Below are 19,249 nucleotides of genomic sequence, written 5' to 3'. Positions count from 1 at the left end.
GGGTTGAACAAACGATAAAAACGGCGGGGAAACCTTCGCCGAACGCATGTTAGTCGGAAAATCCTGTAGGACAATCATTTGAATCCGTGGGAAGCTTTGCGCCTTGTCCGTGGTTTCGAGTGCCTTCCATGAAACGCAAAATGCCCGGCCTGAACGCACTCAAGGCGTTCGAGGTGGCCGGCAGCACCGGCAGCTTCACCCGTGCCGCCGAACTGCTCAACGTCACCCAGAGCGCCGTCAGCCGCCAAGTGCGGCAGCTTGAGGAACAGCTGGGCGAAAGCCTGCTGGAGCGCCGCCACCATCACCTGGAACTGACCGGGGCCGGGCGGATCCTGCTGCGGGCGCTGCACCAGTCGTTCGACAAGATCGAGCTGACGGTGCGCAGCATCCAGCAGAAGACCCATTCCAACCGCCTGCACATCAACGCGCCGCCGACCTTCACCCGCCGCTGGCTGATGCCGCGCCTGGGCCGCCTGCGCGAGCGGCACCCTGAGCTGGAGTTGAGCATCACCACCCGTCTGCAGGACAGCCTGGCGGAAACCAACACGCTGGATTGCGCGATCCGCTTCGGCAACGGCGAGTGGGACGGGCTCGACAGTTCGTTGCTGATCCAGGAGCGGCACATCGCCGTGTGCGCACCCTCGCTGTATGCCCGCGAGGGCGGGGAGCAGGGCATCGACCTCAATCGCCTGACCCTGCTGCACGTGCTGGCCAAAGAGGACCAGCGCTACCTGACCTGGAAGCACTGGCTCGACGCGGCGCGCATCAGCGGCGTCGATACCCAGGGCGGCTATGAGTTCGACCTGCTGGACCTGGCGATCCGCGCGGCCACCGACGGCCTGGGCATCACCATCGCCGACTGGCACATGGTCGCGGCGGAACTGGCCAGCGGGCAGTTGACCCAGGTGCTCAACGTGCACGTGGAGGGGCATCAGTCCTATTGGCTGGTGACCCGCCCGGAGCAGACGCACACGCCGCAGTTGCAGATGTTCAGCCAATGGCTGCAAGAAGAGATCTGGCTGGCGCAGCGGCAACTGGAGCCTTCCACCGCCGCCATCTGAACAATCTGGCTTCCACAAAAAAACCTGTGGAAGCCAGCCTGCTGGCGAAGGCGCCCGCCCGGACACCGCAGGGCAACCTTGCCGGTCGCAGCCCAAAGTGCCCGGTGCGCTCCAGACCGGGTAACGTTCGTTTTTCGCATGTTTGTCCGCCCGATAAGTCGTTTGTCCACGGCCGGCAACGGGGCAAGACTTGCGCCATCGATAAAAACAAACGATGGGCGATGCACATGCGAGTCGAGCGAAATTTTGTCAACGGCCACTTCACCGAGCCGGCCAGCGCCGGGCTGATCGCGGTTCACAATCCGGCCACCGAAGCGTTGATCGGCCAGGTCTCGGCCGCCACCGCCGCAGAGGCCGCCGCCGCCGTGGAGGCCGCCGCCGTCGCGCAGAAAACCTGGGGCAAACTCACCGCCATCGAGCGCGCCGAACACCTGCGGTCCTTCGCCGCCGCCCTGGAGGATTGCGCCGAATCCATCGGCGCCGCCCTGGCCGCCGAGTCCGGCAAGAGCCTGGCCGACGCGAGCAATGAAGCCCGCTACGCCGCGCAGATCACCCGCTACCACGCCGAATGGGCGCGGCGCATCGAAGGCGAGATCATTCCCAGCGACAGCCCGGACGAAAACCTGTTCCTGCACCGCGAACCCATCGGCGTGGTCGCCTGCCTGATCCCGTTCAACTACCCGGTCTACACCTTGCTGCGCAAGGTCGCCCCGGCGCTGATCGCCGGCAACACCGTGGTGGTGCGCCCGAGCAACAACACCCCGATCTCGGCGTTCGAGATCGCCCGGGCCGTGCAACAGTCGGGCATGCCCGCCGGCGTCATCAACATCCTGACCATGGACCACGCCACCGCCGCCGTGGTGTGCACCCACAAGGCCGTAGGCCTGATCACCCTGACCGGCAGCGTCAACGCCGGGCGCACCGTGCTCGACTACTGCAAGGCCAACATCGCCAAGCCGTCGCTGGAACTGGGCGGCAAGACCCCGGCGATCATCGAGGCCGACGCCGACCTTGAGGCCGCCGCCGCCGCGATCATCGGTTCCAAGACCACCCACTGCGGCCAGCTGTGCACGGCGGTGGAGCGGGTCTACGTGCAGGAGAGCGTGCACGACCGCTTCCTGGCGCTGCTCAAGGCGAAAATCGCTGCGGTGAAATTCGGCGACCGCGCCACCGACGCCAGCCTGATGGGGCCGCTGGCCAACGCCAGCTCGCAGAAGAACATCCACGCCATGGTCGAGCGCGCCGTCGCCGACGGCGCCGTGCTCGAAAGCGGCGGCGTGCTGCCGGAGGGGCCTGGGCATTTCTACCCGCCGACCCTGCTCAGCGGCTGCCGCCAGGACATGGAAATCGTCCAGGAAGAGATCTTCGGCCCGGTGCTGCCGGTGCTCAAGTACCGCGACATCGATGAGGCCCTGGCCTTGGCCAACGACCATCAGTTCGGCCTGTCGTCGGTGCTCTACACCGAGAACTACCGCACCGCCCAGAAGGTCGCCAACGCCATCGAGGCCGGCGAGCTGTACGTCAACCGCACCCCGGCCGACCCCTACCAGGGCTACCACGCCGGCTGGAAACGCTCGGGCCTGGGCGGCGACGACGGCAAGCACGGGATGCTCGAATTCACCCAGACCCGCCTGGTGGTCATGAAGTACTGATCCGCCGCGACACGCCTCACGCTACACCTATAAAAACAATTATCAGGGGCGCCCGGACACCGGGTCGCCCGAGGTCTCATCCATGTCCAAGCCTGCATCCTCCGCTGCTGTCCAGGGCTCCACTGCGGCTTCGCAAAGCCGCAGCGACAAGGGAAGTCGCTATGTCCAACTGATGCTGCTGGTGCTGGCCGCCGGTGCGATCTACCCGATCCTGTACCTGCGCCAGGTCTACCAGACCACCATGCTCGAAGTGTTCCAGATCAGCCACAGCGAACTGGGCTACCTGTACTCGATGCTCGGCACGATTTTCCTGCTCAGCTACCTGCCCAGCGGTTGGCTGGCCGACCGCATCGCACCGCGTTTCCTGATCTTCTTTTCGCTGGTCGCCACCGGCGCGCTGGGGCTGTGGTACTCCACGGCGCCGTCGATGACCGGCCTGATGATCATCTTTGGCTGCTGGGGCCTGACCACCGGCCTGACCTTCTGGGCCTCGGTGCTCAAACGGGTCAAGATGATCGCCCATCACTCCGAGCAGGGCCGTTTCTTCGGCATCCTCGACGGCGGCCGCGGACTGGTCGAGGCGCTGCTGGCGACGGTGGCCCTGGGCCTGTTCGCCTACGCCACCGAAACCCGCGGCGAGTCCACCGCCGAAGGCTTCCGCCATGTGGTCTACCTCTATGCCTTCACCTGCATCGCCATCGGCTGTGTGCTGGTGCTGATCAAGGATCCGAAGTCGATGGAGGACACGCCGGCGGTGGAGAAGGGCAAGTTCAACCTGCTGGCCGACCTGGCCACGCTGGTGAAGATCCCCGAACTGTGGCTGGTCACCGCCATCGTGTTCTGCGGCTATCACATCTTCTGGGCCACCTACAGTTTCTCGGACTACCTGCAAGGGGGCGGCATGACCGCCGTGATGGCCGGCACCATCACCACCATCAAGCTGTGGATGCGCCCGGTGGGCGGCATCGGCGGCGGCTGGCTGGGCGACAAGTTTTCCAACATCTCGGTGCTGACCGTGGCGCTGCTGCTGGCCTCGTTGGCGATGGTCGGACTGATCGTGTTCCCGGCCCTCAACAGCATGGGCCTGCTGATCGGCACGGTGATCTTCATCGGCCTGATGACCTACGCGATCCGTGGCCTGTACTGGGCGATCCTCGACAACTGCGACATCCCGCTGCGCATCACCGGCCTGGCCATCGGCATCGTCTCGGTGGTGGGCTACATGCCCGACGCCTTCATTCCGCTGATCAACGGCTACCTCACCGAACAGTACCCGGGTGCGCTCGGCTACAAGCTCTACTTCGGCTACATCGCCGGCGTCGGCCTGATCGGCACCTGCGCCGCGCTGGCCCTGCGGGCCCGGATCAATCGCAAATCCTCGAACAAGGCAGGTGCCTGAGATGAAAATCGTCGCCCTTGAAACCCACATCGTCGCCGTACCGCCACCGCACATCGGCGGCATGTACTGGCTGTTCGTCAAGCTCAGGACCGCCTGCGGCATCGAAGGCGTCGGCGAGATCTACGCCGCCACCTTCGGCCCCAAGGCCATGCTGCCGATCATCGAGGACGTGTTCGAGCGCTACCTGCTCGACCAGGATCCGCACCACATCGAGCGCTTCTTCCGCCAGGCCTATTCGAGCGGTTTCACCCAGCGGCCCGACCTGACCATGATGGGCGTGGTCAGCGGCCTGGAAATGGCCTGCTGGGACATCATCGGCAAGGCCGCGAACAAACCGGTCTACGAACTGTTGGGCGGCAAGGTGCACGAGCGCCTGCGTTCCTACACCTACCTGTACCCGCTCAACAGCCGCGGCGAATACGACTACGACGACCCGGACCTGGCCGCCGAGTGCGCGGTGCAGAACATGCAGAAGGGCTTCACCGCCGTGAAGTTCGACCCGGCCGGCCCGTACACCGCGTACTCCGGGCACCAGATCTCGCTGGAGGTGCTGGAGCGCTGCGAAACCTTCTGCCGCAAGATCCGTGAGGCGGTGGGCAACCAGTGCGACCTGTTGTTCGGCACCCACGGGCAAATGGTGCCGTCTTCGGCGATCCGCCTGGCCAAGCGCCTGGAGAAGTACGACCCGCTGTGGTTCGAGGAACCGGTGCCGCCGGGCCAGGAAGAGGCCATGGCCCAGGTCGCGGCCAAGACCAGCATCCCGATCGCCACGGGCGAGCGCCTGACCACCAAGTACGAGTTCTTCAAGCTGCTGCAGGCCGGCGGGGCGTCGATCCTGCAGATGAACGTGGGGCGCTGCGGCGGCCTGCTCGAAGGCAAGAAGATCGCCAGCATGGCCGAAGCGCATTACGCGCAGATCGCGCCGCACCTGTACAACGGCCCGATCGGCGCGGCGGCGAGCTTCCAGTTGGCGGCGTGCACGCCGAACTTCCTGATCCAGGAAAGCATTGAGACCTGGGGCGGCTTCCACGCCGAAGTCCTGAAGAAACCGTTGCAGTGGGAGGACGGCTACATCATCCCGTCCACCGAGCCGGGCCTGGGTGTGGAGCTGGACATGGACGTGGTGCGCCGGCATTCGCCGTACACCGGAGAGCGCCTGCACCTGCAGATGGCCCCGACCCCGGCCGACGTGAAAGACACCTCGCCGGCCAAGGGCTGACAGGGCGGATGCGGTCCTGCGGGAGCCCACCTGTCGGCCCCCGCAGAGAACGCCATTGCCCATTCGATTTTCGTACAACGACTGACGCGGTAACCGTGCATGACATACGACTACATCATCGCTGGCGCAGGCGCCGCCGGCTGCGTGCTGGCCAACCGGCTCTCGGCCTCGGGCGAACACTCGGTGCTGCTGCTGGAGGCGGGCGGCAAGGACAGTTCGCCGTGGTTCAAGATCCCGGTCGGCTTCGCCAAAATGTATTACAACCCGACGTTCAACTGGATGTACTACAGCCAGCCGCAGAAACAGCTCGGCAACCGTGAGATCTACGCCCCGCGCGGCAAGGTGCAGGGCGGATCGGGTTCGATCAACGCGATGATCTACGTGCGCGGCCAGGCCCATGACTTCGACGACTGGGCCGCCAACGGCAACGACGGCTGGGGCTTCAAGGACGTGCTGCCGTACTTTCGCAAGCTGGAGAACCACCCGCTGGGCGACAGCGAGTACCACGGCGGCAGCGGCCCGATCAGCATCACCCCGATGGCGGGCCAGACCCACCCGATCTGCGACGTGTTCCTCAAGGGCTGCGATGAGCTGGGCTATCCGCGCAGCGACGACTTCAACGGGCCGACGTTCGAAGGCGCGGGCATCTACGACGTCAACACGCGCAACGGCCAGCGCTGCTCCAGCAGCTTCGCGCACCTGCATCCGGCGCTGGGCCGGCCGAACTTGACCGTGGAACATTACGCGCTGGTCGACCGTGTGCTGTTCGACGACAGCGCGCAGCGCGCCACCGGCATCGCCATCACCCAGCACGGCGTGACGCGCACGTTCACCGCACGCAAGGAAGTCATCCTGTGCGCCGGCGCCGTCGATACGCCGAAGATCCTGCAACTGTCCGGCGTGGCCGACCGCACCTTGCTGGCCAAGCACCGGATCCCGGTGGTCAAGCACCTGCCGGCGGTGGGGCGCAACCTGCAGGACCACCTGTGCGTGAGCTACTACTACAAGGCCAACATCCCGACGCTGAACGATGAACTCAGCTCGCTGTTCGGCCAGCTCAAGCTCGGCATCCGGTATTTGTTCACCCGCAAGGGCGCGCTGGCGATGAGCGTGAACCAGGCCGGCGGCTTCTTCCGCGGCAACGAGCGGCAGGCGCATCCGAACCTGCAGCTGTACTTCAACCCGCTGTCGTACCAGATCCCGAAGAACAACAAGGCCAGCCTCAAGCCCGAGCCGTATTCAGGCTTCCTGCTGTGCTTCAACCCGTGCCGGCCCACCAGCCGCGGGCACATCGAGATCGCCTCGAAGAACCCGCGTGACGCTGCGCTGATCGACCCGAACTACCTGAGCACGCAAAAGGACATCGACGAGGTGATCCAGGGCAGCCGCCTGATGCGCAAGATCATGGGCGCGCCTGCGCTCAAGGGCATCACGGTCGATGAGGTCCTGCCGGGGCCGGCGGTGGAGAGCGACGAGCAGATGCTGCAGTACTTCCGCGACAACTGCGGCTCGATCTACCACTTGTGCGGCTCGTGCGCGATGGGGGCGGACGAGCAGGTCTCGGTGGTCGACAAGCGGCTCAAGGTGCATGGCCTGCAAGGGCTGCGGATCGTCGATGCCTCGGTATTCCCCAACGTGACATCCGGCAACACCCATGCGGCGGTGCTGATGGTGGCGGAGAAGGGGGCGGACCTGATCCTGCAGGAGGCGTAAGGCCGGTGCCTGCGCAATGAGATGTGACACTTGGCCCGGGGCGGTTTCGCTGCCTGGGCTAGGCTTCGGATGCCGGCTCCTTTGGGGGCCGGCATCGTCATTGAGGGAGGTCTGTTTTCTGTTTTGAGGAGCCGCGGATCATGGATGATCTGGTGAAGGAAGTGATTCCGTTGTTGCAGTACCTGATCCCCGGGTTCGTCTCGACCTGGGTGTTCTACACCCTCACGGCGTTCAGGCGGCCCGACACGTTCGGGCAGATCGTGCAGGCGCTGATCTTCACGTTTGTGATCCATGGCGTGGTGATGGGCATTGGCGCCGTCTGCCGGTGGGTGGGAGCGTGGGGTTTTTCCGTAGGAAAGTGGGATGGCGGGGCGCAGGCGTTCTGGGCGTTTGCCGTGTCGCTGGTGCTTGGGTTGTTCGCCTGTTGCCTGGCCACCAATGACCGATTGCACCGTTGGCTGCGCAGCAGAAACGTGACGAAACAATCTTCTTACCCGAGTGAATGGTTCAGGGCGTTCGTGCAGTTTGACCGGCTCATCACCTTGCATCTGCATGACGAAAGGCGCGTCCTAGGCTGGCCCGTCGAGTGGCCGCCGGAGTCGAGCAGCGGGCAGTTCCTGATGCAATCACCCTGTTGGCTGAACGATGATGGCACTGAGGTACCTTTTGGCGCCGAGTTCTTGCTGATAGATTCCGCGAAAGTTAAGTGGGTTGAGTTCAACCCGAAATCAGAGGGTTCATCATGACCGCCAGAGCACCACAACCCATGCCGCCCCATATCGTGCGCCTGTTTTACGGACCGGACGGAAAAATGCTGGAGAAACCGCTGGTGAAGGGGCCGAAGGCGCCACCACCGCTCAAACGCTGATCAGTCCTGCCTGCACCTTTTCACCCCCAACCTTCCTTCACCGCCCGGCGAATGCCCTCCAGCAGCATCGCGAACGCCGGGTTGTCGTTGTTCTCCCGCCAGATCAGGTGCAGCTCGCTCTGCACCCCGTCACCCAGGTCGATCTCGCGGAACACCACATTCCTGAACACCACGCTGGTGGCGCAACGCGGCACCAGGGCCAGGCCCATGCCGGCGTTGACCAGCGCCAGGATGGTCAACGAAGACCCCAGCCATTGCACGTAGTCCGGGGCGACCCGGGCCGAGCGCAGGGTGCCGGTCAGCAGTTCGTTGAACGGCGGGTAGGCGGCGTGGGAGTACATCAGGAACGGCTGGCCGTCGAGGTCGCTGACTGACACCTCAGCCGCCTCCGCCAAGCGATGGCCGCTCGGCACGGCCAGCACGAACGGTTCGCGAACCAGGCATTCGGTGGCGTAGCCCGGCTCCAGCAGCGGCGCGCGGACGATGCCCAGGTCAATGCGCCGGGCCCGCAAGGCTTCGTGCTGCTGGTAGGTGTTCATTTCCGTCAGGTCGATTTTCACCTGGGGCTGGTTCAGCCGCGCCTCGGCGATGACCTTGGGCAGAAACTCATACACGGCGCTGCCGACGAAACTGATGTTGACCGAACCGATGTCGCCCTCGGCGAACCGCCGGGCGGTGACGGCCGCCTGCTGGGCGCGCTCCAGCAGGTTCTGCGCTTCGATGAAGAACGCCCGGCCGGCGGCGGTGAGCGCCACGCTGCGGGTGTTGCGGGTGAACAGTTCGACGCCCAGGTGATGCTCCAGCAGCTGGACCTGCCGGCTCAGCGGCGGCTGGGTCATGTTCAGCCGCTCGGCGGCGCGGCGGAAATTCAGTTCGGTGGCGACGGTGGTGAAGCAGCGCAGCTGGGTCAGTTCGAACATTGATCCAATCCGGGTATCAATCAAGTGCCAAGTTAGATTAGACGGGATCAATACCGGCGTCCATGATCGGGCTGTGCCTCAAGCTTCCCTAAAAAAACAATGATCGGGAGTCGCCCCTTGAATACCCTCCAGAGTCCGCCGGACATCACGGTTCTCGCCAGGGCCGCCGCCAAGGTCAAGCGCCATGTGCTGCCGCTGTTCGTGGTGATGTTCATCGTCAACTACATCGACCGGGTCAACATCGGCTTCGTGCGCAGCCACCTGGAAACCGACCTGGGCATCGGCGCGGCCGCCTACGGACTGGGCGCCGGGCTGTTCTTCATCGGCTACGCCCTGTTCGAAGTGCCGTCCAACATGCTCCTGCAGCGCTACGGCGCCCGCGCCTGGCTGACACGGATCATGTTCACCTGGGGCGCCGCCGCCATGGCGATGGCGTTCGTGCAGGGCGAGATCAGTTTCTACGTGCTGCGCTTCATTCTCGGCGCCGCCGAGGCCGGGTTCTTTCCGGGGATCATCTACTACTTCACCCAGTGGCTGCCGGCGTCCGAGCGGGGCAAGACCATGGCGGTGTTCCTCAGCGGCTCGGCGATCGCGTCGGTGATTTCCGGGCCGGTGTCCGGGGCGCTGCTGCACATCAGCGGGATGGGCCTGCACGGCTGGCAGTGGATGTTCCTGATCGAAGGCGCCGCGTCGGTGGTGCTCTGCGGGTTCGTCTGGTTCTGGCTGCAATCGCACCCGCGCCAGGCCCGGTGGCTGAGCGAAGAAGAGCGCGAAGCGCTGGTGGCGGCGATCGCCGACGAGCAGCGGGCCCGGGAAGCGGCCCAGGCGGTCAAGCCGTCGGTCTTCAAGCTGTTGGCGGACCGGCAGATCGCGCTGTTCTGCTTCATCTATTTCTCTATCGCCCTGACCATCTACGGCGCGACGTTCTGGCTGCCGAGCATGATCAAGAAGATGGGCAACCTCGGCGATTTCCAGGTCGGCCTGCTCAATTCGATCCCGTGGATCATCTCCATCGCGGCGATGTACGGCTTCGCCGCGTTGGCCGGCAAATGGAAATTCCAGCAGGCCTGGGTGGCGTTGACCCTGGTGATCGCGGCGGTCGGCATGTTCATCTCCACCACCGGCGGACCGGTGTTCGCCTTCGTCGCCATCTGTTTTGCCGCCATCGGTTTCAAGGCGGCATCGGCGCTGTTCTGGCCGATTCCGCAGAGTTACCTGGATGCGCGCATCGCGGCGGCGGTGATCGCGCTGATCAACTCCATCGGCAACCTGGGCGGCTTCGTCGCGCCGACCGCCTTCGGTTTTCTCGAACAGACCACCGGCTCCATCGAGGGCGGCCTGTACGGCCTGGCCGCCACGTCGCTGGTGGCGGCGGTGGTGATCTTCTTCGCCCGCATGGCGCCCGGCGCCAAGGGCCAAACCCCGGCAAAGCCCGGCCGTGACACCGCCGTCGCGACGGCGGCGAAAACGGCTGCCAGCCACTGATCCCGATCCAGCAGGAGCGTTCCCTTGAAAATCACCCGTGTGACCGTCACCCCGATTGCCTTCCGGGATCCGCCGCTGCTCAACGCCAGCGGCATCCACGAACCCTTCGCGCTGCGTTCGATCATCGAGATCGAAAGCGACAACGGCTACATCGGCCTGGGCGAAAGCTACGGCGACGCCCCGGCGCTGGCGATCCAGCAGCAGTTGCAGGCGCAGCTGATCGGCCTTGACCCGTTCAACCTCAACCAGCTGCGCCGCATCGTGCAGGCCACCGTCGCCGCGAACAAACCCGCCAGCGTGGCCGGCGCCGAACTGGCCCCCGGCTCCCACGCCAGCAAAGCGGTGAGCAACGCCTATTCGGCGTTCGAAGTGGCGTTTCTCGACCTGCAGGCGCGTTACCTGAACGTGCCGTTGGTGGACCTGTTGGGCGGTGCGTTGCGCGATGAGGTGCCGTTCAGCGCTTACCTGTTCTTCAAGTACGCGCAGCACGTGGATTCGCCCTACAGGCCGGACAACTGGGGCGAGGCGCTGAGCGAACAGCAGATCGTCGCCCAGGCGGCGCGGATGATCGAGGCCTACGGCTTCAAGAGCATCAAACTCAAGGCCGGCACCTTGCCGCCGGATCATGAGGTGGCGTGCATCAAGGCGCTGAAGCAAGCGTTTCCCGGTTTGCCGCTGCGCATCGACCCCAACGGCAACTGGTCGCTGGAGACGTCCATCCGCATGGCCGAACTGCTCGGCGACGATCTGCAGTACTACGAGGATCCGACCCCGGGCCTCGGCGGCATGGCCGAGCTGCACAAGCGCACCGGCCTGCCGTTGGCGACCAACATGGTGGTCACCGATTTCGACGAGTTTCGCCGCAGCGTCGAGCAGAACAGCGTGCAGATCGTGCTCGCCGATCACCATTACTGGGGCGGCCTGCGTGACACCCAGACCCTGGCGAAGATGTGCGACACCTTTGGCCTCGGCGTGTCGATGCACTCCAACTCGCACCTGGGCATCAGCCTCATGGCCATGGCCCATGTGGCCGCGTCGGTGCCGAACCTGGATTACGCCTGCGACACCCACTATCCATGGCAAGAGCCGGACGAAGAGGTGATCAAGGGCGGCAAGCTGCCGATCGTCGACGGCTGCGTGAAGATCACCCGCGCGGCGGGGCTGGGCGTCGAACTGGACTACGCGCAGTTGGGCAAGCTGCATGACCAGTACCTGACCTGCGGGATCCGCCAGCGTGACGATGTGCGCCAGATGCAGCGCTACAAGCCGGACTGGAAAGCGGTCAAGCCGAGGTTCTGAGGGCGCTGGCCCGGGCCTCTTCGCGGGCATATGCACGACGCGTATCCAATGTGGGAGCAACTGTCTCGCGCCGGTCCTGCGGTGCCAGGACTGACGCTATCGCCAGCAGGCTGGCTCCCACAGAAGATCTCCCACAGAGGATCTCGGGTGAAGGCAGGGGTTGTGGTCGCCGCACAACCCTGTGGGAGCGGGCTTGCCCGCGAAAGCGGCTCCAGGGTCAGAGCGTTTGCACCAGCCAGTCCCGGAACGCCTTCAGCGACGGCAACGATTCGTTGCGCGCCGGGTACACCAGGTAATAGCTGCGGCGACTGGTGATCGGTTCGCCCAGTTGCAGCAGCTCACCGTTCTGCAGTTCGTCTTCCACCAGGATCCTGGGCACCAGGCCGACGCCGATGTTGGCGCGCACGGCCTGGATCAAGTGCGAGGTCATCTCGAAGCTCGGGCCGATGCGCATGCGGCGGTGGGGCAGGGCGTGGTGGCTGAACCATTCGGCCCAGGCCTGGGCGTTGCTGCTGACGTTGAGCAGCAGCTGGTCGGCGATCTGACGCTCGGCGGCCTGGCGTTCGGTTTCGCTCAGTTGGGCGCTGGCGATGGCCACCAGTTCCTCGGTGTGCAAGGGAAGGGCCGTCAGGCCCGGCCAGTCGCCGCCGCCGACGCAGATCGCCGCGTCGATCTCGCTGGTGTCGAAGTCGATGGCTTCGATGCGCGAATGCAGGTGCACGGTCATGCCGGGGTGGGCGGTGTAGAAGTCCTTGAGGCGCGGCAGCAGCCATTTCGAGCCGAAGGTCGGCAGCGTCGCCAGCCGCAGGCTATGGATGCCGGAGCCGAACGCCATGGCCTGCAGGGTGGCGCTGCGGATCTGGCCGAGGGCTTCGGCCAGTTCGCGCTGGTACATGCGCCCGACGTCGGTAAGGATCACCCGCCGGCCTTCGCGGGTGAACAGGCGCATGCCGAGCATCTTCTCCAGGATCTGCACCTGACGGCTGACTGCGCTCTGGGTCAGCGACAGCTCGTGGGCGGCGCGGGTATAGCTTTCGTGGCGGGCGGCGGCCTCAAAGGCCAGCAGCAACGACATCGAAGGAGTGAGGGTTCGCGGATTCATTCGTTTTAGTCATTAAAGTCGGGTCGAATTTACGTTTGTCGCAGACCGCCCCTGCAATGAACATGGGCACCATGAGATGGCGGAGCCTGACGCAATCATTCGTTGCCTACAAGTGTTTACCGCCGCAATGCCTTTTCGACCGAGACGCCCGACCCATGATTGCCCAGCTGTCGCCTGTTGCCGCCCTGAACGCCGATTACCAACGATTCCTTCAGGCCCTGAAGGATCAGGGCTTCAAGGGGGAAATCAGCGCCGACTACGCCAGCCGCGTAGTGCTGGCCACCGACAACTCGATCTACCAGCGCCTGCCCCAGGCGGCGGTGTTCCCCCGGGATGCCGACGACGTCGCGCTGCTGGCGCGCCTGATCGCCGAACCTGTCCATCGCCAGGTGGTGGTGACGCCCCGGGGCGGCGGCACCGGCACCAACGGCCAGTCGCTGACCGACGGCCTCGTCGTCGACCTGTCGCGGCACATGAACCGCATCCTTGAGATCAACGTGGAGCAGCGTTGGGTGCGGGTGCAGGCGGGCGTGGTGAAAGACCAGCTCAATGCCGCCCTCAAGGCCTCCGGGCTGTTTTTCGCCCCGGAACTGTCCACGTCCAACCGCGCCACGGTCGGCGGGATGATCAACACCGACGCCAGCGGCCAGGGCAGTTGCACCTACGGCAAGACCCGCGACCATGTGCTGGAACTGCACATGGTGCTGCGCGGCGGCGAGCGCCTGCACGGCCATCCGTTGGCTGAGCCGCAGTTGGCCGAGCAGTGCGCCCGCCAGGACCGCGTCGGCGAGGTCTACCGCTGCGCCCGGCAGATCATCGACGAGCAGGGCGAGCTGATCCGCGAACGCTTCCCCGACCTGAACCGTTGCCTGACCGGCTACGACCTGGCGCACCTGCGCGAGGCCGACGGGCGCTTCAACCTCAACAGCGTGCTGTGCGGCGCCGAGGGCTCGCTGGGGTTCGTGGTGGAAGCCAAGCTCAATGTGCTGCCGATCCCCAAGCACACGATGCTGGTGAACATCCGCTACGCCGGCTTCATGGAAGCCCTGCGCGATGCCCGGGCGCTGATGGCGCTCAAGCCGCTGTCGATCGAGACCGTGGACTCCAAAGTGCTGATGCTGGCGATGCAGGACATCGTCTGGCACGGCGTGGCCGAATACTTCCCGGAAAGCGCCGACCAGCCGACCCGGGGCATCAACCTGGTGGAGTTCTGCGGCGACGATCCGGACGACCTGCAACGCCGGGTCGAAGCCTTCCTCGGGCATCTGGGCAGCGACGCCACGGTGCAGCGCCTGGGGCACACGCTTGCGGTGGGCCAGGCGGCGGTGAACAAGGTCTACGGCATGCGCAAGCGGGCGGTGGGCCTGCTCGGCAACGTCGCCGGCGAAGCGCGGCCGCAGCCGTTCGTCGAGGACACCGCCGTGCCGCCGCAGCACCTGGCCGAGTACATCGGCGAACTGCGCGACCTGCTCGACAGCCACAAGCTGCAGTACGGCATGTTCGGCCATGTCGATGCCGGCGTGCTGCACGTGCGGCCGATCCTCGACATGAAGGATCCGCAGCAGGCGGCGCTGGTGCGCCCGGTGTCCGACGGCGTGGCCGCGCTGACCCAACGCTACGGCGGCCTCCTGTGGGGCGAGCACGGCAAAGGCCTGCGTTCGGAATACGCGCCGGCGTTCTTCGGCGAGCTGTACCCGGCGCTGCAAGCCCTGAAGGCGGCGTTCGACCCGTTCAACCAGTTCAACCCCGGCAAGATCGCGACCCCGGACATCCCCGGCGCCGCCTTGCTGAAGATCGACGAAGTGACCCTGCGCGGCGAGCTGGATCGGCAGATCGAGGAAAAGGTCTGGCAGGACTACGGCGCGGCGATGCACTGCAACGGCAACGGCGCCTGCTACAACTTCGATCCGGACGACGCCATGTGCCCGTCGTGGAAGGCCACCCGCCAGCGCGCGCAGTCGCCCAAGGGCCGGGCGTCGCTGATCCGCGAATGGCTGCGCCTGCAAGGCGAGGCCGGGGTCGATGTGCTGGCCGAAGGCACACGCCGGCCGCCGTTCTTCGCCAACCTGGTGCAGCGCTGGCGCAACGGCCGAAGCCCGGCGGCGGACTTCTCCCATGAGGTGTACGACGCCATGGCCGGGTGCCTGGCGTGCAAGTCCTGCGCGGGGCAGTGCCCGGTCAAGGTCAACGTGCCGGACTTCCGTTCGCGTTTCTTGGAGCTGTACCACACCCGTTACCTGCGGCCGCTGCGCGATTACCTGATCGCCTCGCTGGAGTACAGCATGCCGTTCCTGGCGCGGGTGCCGCTGATCTATAACGGGTTGATGGGGTCGGCGTTCAGCCGGCGGATGCTGGAGCGCGTCGGCGGCATGGTCGATGTGCCGCTGCTCAGCCGCTTCGATTTCCACGGGGCGATGCGTCGCTGGCACGTGCAGCCAGCCACGGTGCCGCTGCTGTCGGCGCTGACCCAGGCGCAGCGCGAACGCAGCGTGGTGCTGGTGCAGGATGCGTTCACCCGTTACTTCGAGGCGCCCTTGCTGGCGGACCTGGTCGAGCTGATTTCGCGCCTGGGCTATCAGGTCTACCTGGCGCCGTTCAGCGCCAACGGCAAACCGCTGCATGTGCAGGGCTTCCTGTCGGCGTTCAACCGCGCGGCGCTGCGCAACGCCGGGCAATTGCGCGAGTTGGCCGATCTCGGCGTGCAGTTGGTGGGGCTGGATCCGGCCATGACCTTGGTCTATCGCCAGGAGTACCTCAAGGTGCCGGGGATGGAGCACTGCCCGGAAGTGGCGCTGGTGCAGGAGTGGCTGCTCAAGGTGATGCCGGAGCGCAGCGGTCTGCCGGCGGCGGAGGGCTTCCGCCTGCTGGCGCACTGCACCGAGAAGACCAACGCTCCGGCGGCGACCCGGCAATGGGAGCAGGTGTTCGAGCGCGTCGGCCTGAAACTGGCGACCCAGGCGACCGGCTGCTGCGGGATGTCCGGCACCTACGGCCACGAGGCGCGCAACCGCGGAACGTCGGCGGTGATCTACGAGCAGTCCTGGGCGCGGCAGGTCGAGGCGCCGGCGGAGCGGGGCGAGGCGCTGGCCACCGGCTATTCGTGCCGCAGCCAGGTCAAGCGTCAGTCGGAGCGGGCGCTGCGCCATCCGTTGCAGGTGTTGCTGGAGCGTCTGCGCACCGTTTGAGGGCGGCTGGCCGTTCATCGAAAAATTAGTGTTATAAGGTAACGCAAATTCGGGGCCCTCCGCTGTCGGCCCCGGTCGGATTCTCTTTTCGATTGCGATACCGCCATGACTCTTGCCGCTTCCCCACCCGTTCCGCCTGTGACCGGCCGCCTGCTGTCCATCGATGCCCTCAGGGGCCTGGTCATCCTGTTCATGCTGCTGGATCACGTGCGCGAAACCTTTCTGCTGCACCGTCAGGTCAGCGATCCGATGGACATCGCCGCCACGGAGCCTGAACTGTTCTTCAGCCGCACCCTGGCGCACCTGTGCGCGCCGGTGTTCGTGCTGCTGACCGGGCTGTCGGCCTGGCTGTTCGGCGAAAGGCACGCGGGCAAAGCGGCGGTCAGCGCCTTTCTGTTCAAGCGCGGGCTGTTTCTGGTGGTGCTCGAATTCACCCTGGTGAACTTCGCCTGGACGTTCCAGCTGCCGCCGAGCGTGATTTACCTGCAAGTGATCTGGGCCATCGGCCTGAGCATGATCGCGCTGTCGCTGTTGGTCTGGCTGCCCCGTTGGTTGCTGCTGACGTTGAGCCTGGTGCTCATCGCCGGGCACAACCTGCTGGACGGCGTGCACTTCGCCAAGGAATCCGCGCTGCATGTGCCTTGGGCGATCCTGCACGACCGCGGCTGGATCGAACTGGGCGAAAGCCTGCACCTGCGCACGTCCTATCCGCTGTTGCCGTGGATCGGCGTGATCGGCCTCGGTTACGCCTTGGGGCCCTGGTTCGCCCGTGACGCCGATGCGGCTGTGCGCAGGTCCTGCCTGCTGTTGGCCGGCATCGCGGGATTGCTGGGGTTCGCCGGGCTGCGCCTGCTCAACGGCTATGGCGAGAAGCCCTGGGCGTTCGGCGACAGCGCTACGCAAACCCTGATGAGCTTTCTCAACATCACCAAATACCCGCCGTCGCTGCTGTTCATCGCGCTGACCGTGAGCATCGGGCTGTTGCTTTTGCGCGGCTTCGAACGCGCAGGGGAGCGGCGCTGGATCCGCTGGCTGACGGTGTTCGGTTCGGCGCCGATGTTTTTCTATCTGCTGCACCTGTATGCGCTGAAACTGCTGTACCTGATGGGCGTGGCGCTGTTCGGGCTCAACCAGGGCAGCCATTTCGGCTTTTCGTCCGTGGCGGCGGTCTGGCTGGCGGCGGTGGCACTGGCGGTGGCGCTGTTTCCGGCGGTGCGCTGGTTTTCGCTGCTGAAGGCCCGGCGCAAGGACATCGCCTGGCTGAAGTACCTGTAGCCGCCTCAGCCGGCCTTGCCCGTGCGGGCGAAGTCGATGAAGGCCCGCAGCGGCGCCGGCACATGGCGTCGGCTGGGGTAGTACAGGTGCAGGCCGGGGTAGTGCGGGCACCAGTCGCCGAGCACCTGCACCAGACGTCCGGCGGCCAGATGCTCGCTGACCATGCCCTCGAACACATAGGCCAGCCCCGCGCCCTGCAGTGCCGGGCCGACCATCAGGCTGACGTCGCCCAAGGTCAGCGGGCCGTTGACTTCGATTTCCTGGGCGATGCCGCCGCGCTCGAACTCCCAGCGGTACAGCGTGCCGCTGGGGAAGCGGTGACGGATGCACGGCAGCCCGTGCAGGTCCTCAGGCTTGTGCGGTGTGGCATGGCGCTCGAAAAACGCCGGCGACCCGACCACCACCGAGCGCAGGGACGGGCCGATGGGCACTGAGACCATATCCGCCTCCAGCCGGTTGCCGAAGCGCACGCCCGCATCGAAGCCGCCCGCGACGATGTCCAGCAGGGCGTCGCTGTCGATGACTTCAAGGCGAATGTCCGGATAGGCCCGCAAAAAATCGCTGACGATGGGCAACAGCACCAGTTCGCAGGCCTGGCGCCCGGCGCTGATACGCAAGGTGCCGGAGGGCGTGTCGCGGAACCGGTTGAGGTCCTCCAGCGCATCGTCGATGTCGCGGAACGCCGGTTGGAGCCGCGTCTGCAAACGTTCGCCGGCCTCGGTCAGGGCCACGCTGCGGGTGGTGCGGTTGAACAGGCGCACGCCGAGGCGGCTTTCCAGGGTGCGCAGCGCATGGCTCAGGGCCGAAGGGGTCAGCCCCAGTTCCACCGCTGCGCGGCTGAAGTTCAGGTGCCGGGCGATGCACAGGAACATCGACAGATCAGCGGTGGACGGTTGTTTCATTTGTGAGTGCCTTTCACAAAGCCATGCGAATTTGCTGGGATTATCACATCAGTAGCACGGCCTTACAGTTCGCTCAACTCATCGAGAAGGCCCGGCACGTTCGCCAAGGCCACTGACAGGAGGAGTTGATATGCGTACCTGGCTCATTACTGGCGCTTCCCGTGGTTTCGGCTCCCTGATCGCCGAACACGCCCTGCGTGCCGGCGACGCGGTGATCGCCACCGCCCGCAAGCCGCAAGACATCACCGACCGCCTCGGCGAGCACCCCCACCTGTTGGCGGTGCGGCTGGACGTCACCCGCGAGGACGAAGCCCATCAAGCGGTGGCGGAGGGCATCAAACGTTTCGGCCGCATCGACGTGCTGGTCAACAATGCCGGTTTCGGCGTGCTGGGGGCGGTGGAAGAAACCAGCGCCAGCGAAACCGAGCGGCTGTTCGCCACCAATGTGTTCGGCCTGCTCAACGTGACCCGCGCGGTGCTGCCGCACATGCGTGCCCAGCGCAGCGGGCGGGTGATCAACATCTCGTCCATCGGCGGCTACCAGGCTTACATGGGCTGGGGCGTGTACGGCTCCACCAAGTTCGCGGTGGAGGGCATCAGCGAAGCGCTGCATCAGGAACTGGCGCCGTTGGGCATCCATGCGACGGTGGTCGAACCGGGCTTCTTCCGCACCGATTTCCTGGACGAGCAATCGTTGATCAAGACCGCGCTGGTGCTGCCGGACTACGACGACACCGTGGGCAAGATGCGCACCTTCGCCGAAGCCGCCAACCATGCGCAGCCGGGGGATCCGGTGAAGTTCGCCGAAGCGATGCTGGCGCTGGCCGATGCCCCGAACCCGCCGCAGCGGCTGGCCCTGGGCAGCGACACGGTGGCGCGGATCGAAGCGAAGAACCGCCTGGTGGCGCAGGAGCTGGCCGAGTGGCACGCGTTGGCGCTGTCTACAGACTTCAAGGACTGAAGGGGTCCAACAGGTTTCTGTGGAATACAGGGATCCCTTGTGGGAGCCAGCCTGCTGGCGATGGCGGTGGCTCAGCCAGCAGAGATGTCGGCAGTGCCGGCCTCATCGCTGGCAAGCCAGCTCCCACAGGTTTTGGCGGTGTACATGAATCTTGCGAACGCTTGGGATACTTGTGGGAGCTGGCTTGCCAGCGATGGCGGTAGGTCAG

The 19,249-nt window shown here is 65.5% G+C and carries 14 protein-coding genes; 11 read left to right on the top strand and 3 right to left on the bottom strand.

Features of this window, described 5'->3' with window-relative positions:
* The first annotated feature begins 128 nt into the window (after nucleotides 1-128).
* The 6 genes from CAG29_RS08890 (at nucleotide 129) to CAG29_RS08865 (ending at nucleotide 7,790) form a co-directional block, all read left to right on the top strand.
* Complete coding sequence (locus tag CAG29_RS08890; RefSeq protein ID WP_085586440.1) at nucleotides 129-1,061, top strand: LysR substrate-binding domain-containing protein; 933 nt, start codon at nucleotides 129-131, stop codon at nucleotides 1,059-1,061.
* A gap of 227 nt (nucleotides 1,062-1,288) precedes the next feature.
* Nucleotides 1,289-2,713, top strand: a complete 1,425-nt coding sequence (gene aldA, locus CAG29_RS08885) for an aldehyde dehydrogenase (protein ID WP_085694286.1) — start codon at nucleotides 1,289-1,291, stop codon at nucleotides 2,711-2,713.
* Nucleotides 2,714-2,795: 82 nt separating this feature from the next.
* Nucleotides 2,796-4,112, top strand: a complete 1,317-nt coding sequence (locus tag CAG29_RS08880; protein ID WP_085694264.1) for a nitrate/nitrite transporter — start codon at nucleotides 2,796-2,798, stop codon at nucleotides 4,110-4,112.
* A 1-nt stretch (nucleotide 4,113) separates the two neighbouring features.
* Nucleotides 4,114-5,331, top strand: coding sequence for a mandelate racemase/muconate lactonizing enzyme family protein (locus CAG29_RS08875; RefSeq protein WP_085586444.1), 1,218 nt, complete (start codon nucleotides 4,114-4,116; stop codon nucleotides 5,329-5,331).
* A 99-nt stretch (nucleotides 5,332-5,430) separates the two neighbouring features.
* Complete coding sequence (locus CAG29_RS08870; protein WP_085694262.1) at nucleotides 5,431-7,044, top strand: GMC family oxidoreductase; 1,614 nt, start codon at nucleotides 5,431-5,433, stop codon at nucleotides 7,042-7,044.
* Between the two features lie 140 nt (nucleotides 7,045-7,184).
* Nucleotides 7,185-7,790, top strand: a complete 606-nt coding sequence (locus CAG29_RS08865) for a DUF6338 family protein (protein WP_085641246.1) — start codon at nucleotides 7,185-7,187, stop codon at nucleotides 7,788-7,790.
* 142 nt (nucleotides 7,791-7,932) lie between these two features.
* Here CAG29_RS08865 and CAG29_RS08860 read toward each other — a convergent pair whose 3' ends face one another.
* On the bottom strand, nucleotides 7,933-8,832 hold the full coding sequence (locus CAG29_RS08860) for a LysR substrate-binding domain-containing protein (RefSeq protein ID WP_085586451.1): 900 nt from the start codon (nucleotides 8,830-8,832) through the stop codon (nucleotides 7,933-7,935).
* A 117-nt stretch (nucleotides 8,833-8,949) separates the two neighbouring features.
* Here CAG29_RS08860 and CAG29_RS08855 point away from each other — a divergent pair, with 117 nt between their 5' ends.
* Complete coding sequence (locus CAG29_RS08855; RefSeq protein ID WP_085586453.1) at nucleotides 8,950-10,317, top strand: MFS transporter; 1,368 nt, start codon at nucleotides 8,950-8,952, stop codon at nucleotides 10,315-10,317.
* A 24-nt stretch (nucleotides 10,318-10,341) separates the two neighbouring features.
* Nucleotides 10,342-11,616: a glucarate dehydratase family protein gene (locus tag CAG29_RS08850; RefSeq protein WP_085694260.1), complete on the top strand. Its 1,275-nt coding sequence runs from the start codon at nucleotides 10,342-10,344 to the stop codon at nucleotides 11,614-11,616.
* A gap of 217 nt (nucleotides 11,617-11,833) precedes the next feature.
* On the opposite strand, the gene CAG29_RS08845 is transcribed toward CAG29_RS08850, so the two are convergent.
* Nucleotides 11,834-12,718: a LysR substrate-binding domain-containing protein gene (locus CAG29_RS08845; protein WP_085586457.1), complete on the bottom strand. Its 885-nt coding sequence runs from the start codon at nucleotides 12,716-12,718 to the stop codon at nucleotides 11,834-11,836.
* A gap of 155 nt (nucleotides 12,719-12,873) precedes the next feature.
* Between CAG29_RS08845 and CAG29_RS08840 the strand changes: the two genes are divergently transcribed.
* Both CAG29_RS08840 and CAG29_RS08835 read left to right on the top strand, forming a co-directional pair.
* Entirely contained in the window at nucleotides 12,874-15,903 is a 3,030-nt protein-coding gene (locus CAG29_RS08840; RefSeq protein ID WP_085694258.1) for an FAD-binding and (Fe-S)-binding domain-containing protein, read from the top strand.
* A 105-nt stretch (nucleotides 15,904-16,008) separates the two neighbouring features.
* The gene (locus tag CAG29_RS08835) at nucleotides 16,009-17,178 is read left to right on the top strand and encodes a DUF1624 domain-containing protein (protein ID WP_085694257.1); all 1,170 of its coding nucleotides are present in this window, start codon (nucleotides 16,009-16,011) and stop codon (nucleotides 17,176-17,178) included.
* Nucleotides 17,179-17,183: 5 nt separating this feature from the next.
* On the opposite strand, the gene CAG29_RS08830 is transcribed toward CAG29_RS08835, so the two are convergent.
* Nucleotides 17,184-18,080: a LysR family transcriptional regulator gene (locus CAG29_RS08830; RefSeq protein WP_085586463.1), complete on the bottom strand. Its 897-nt coding sequence runs from the start codon at nucleotides 18,078-18,080 to the stop codon at nucleotides 17,184-17,186.
* Nucleotides 18,081-18,210: 130 nt separating this feature from the next.
* Between CAG29_RS08830 and CAG29_RS08825 the strand changes: the two genes are divergently transcribed.
* A complete protein-coding gene (locus CAG29_RS08825; RefSeq protein ID WP_085633280.1) occupies nucleotides 18,211-19,041 on the top strand; it encodes an oxidoreductase in 831 nt (276 codons plus the stop codon).
* The last annotated feature ends 208 nt before the right edge of the window (nucleotides 19,042-19,249 follow it).

It is taken from the genome of Pseudomonas sp. B7(2017) (assembly GCF_002112745.1).
GTDB classification, from domain to species: Bacteria; Pseudomonadota; Gammaproteobacteria; order Pseudomonadales; family Pseudomonadaceae; genus Aquipseudomonas; species Aquipseudomonas ekonensis.
Note: the sequence above shows the minus strand (reverse complement) of the source record. Positions and strands in the feature narration are given on the sequence as shown.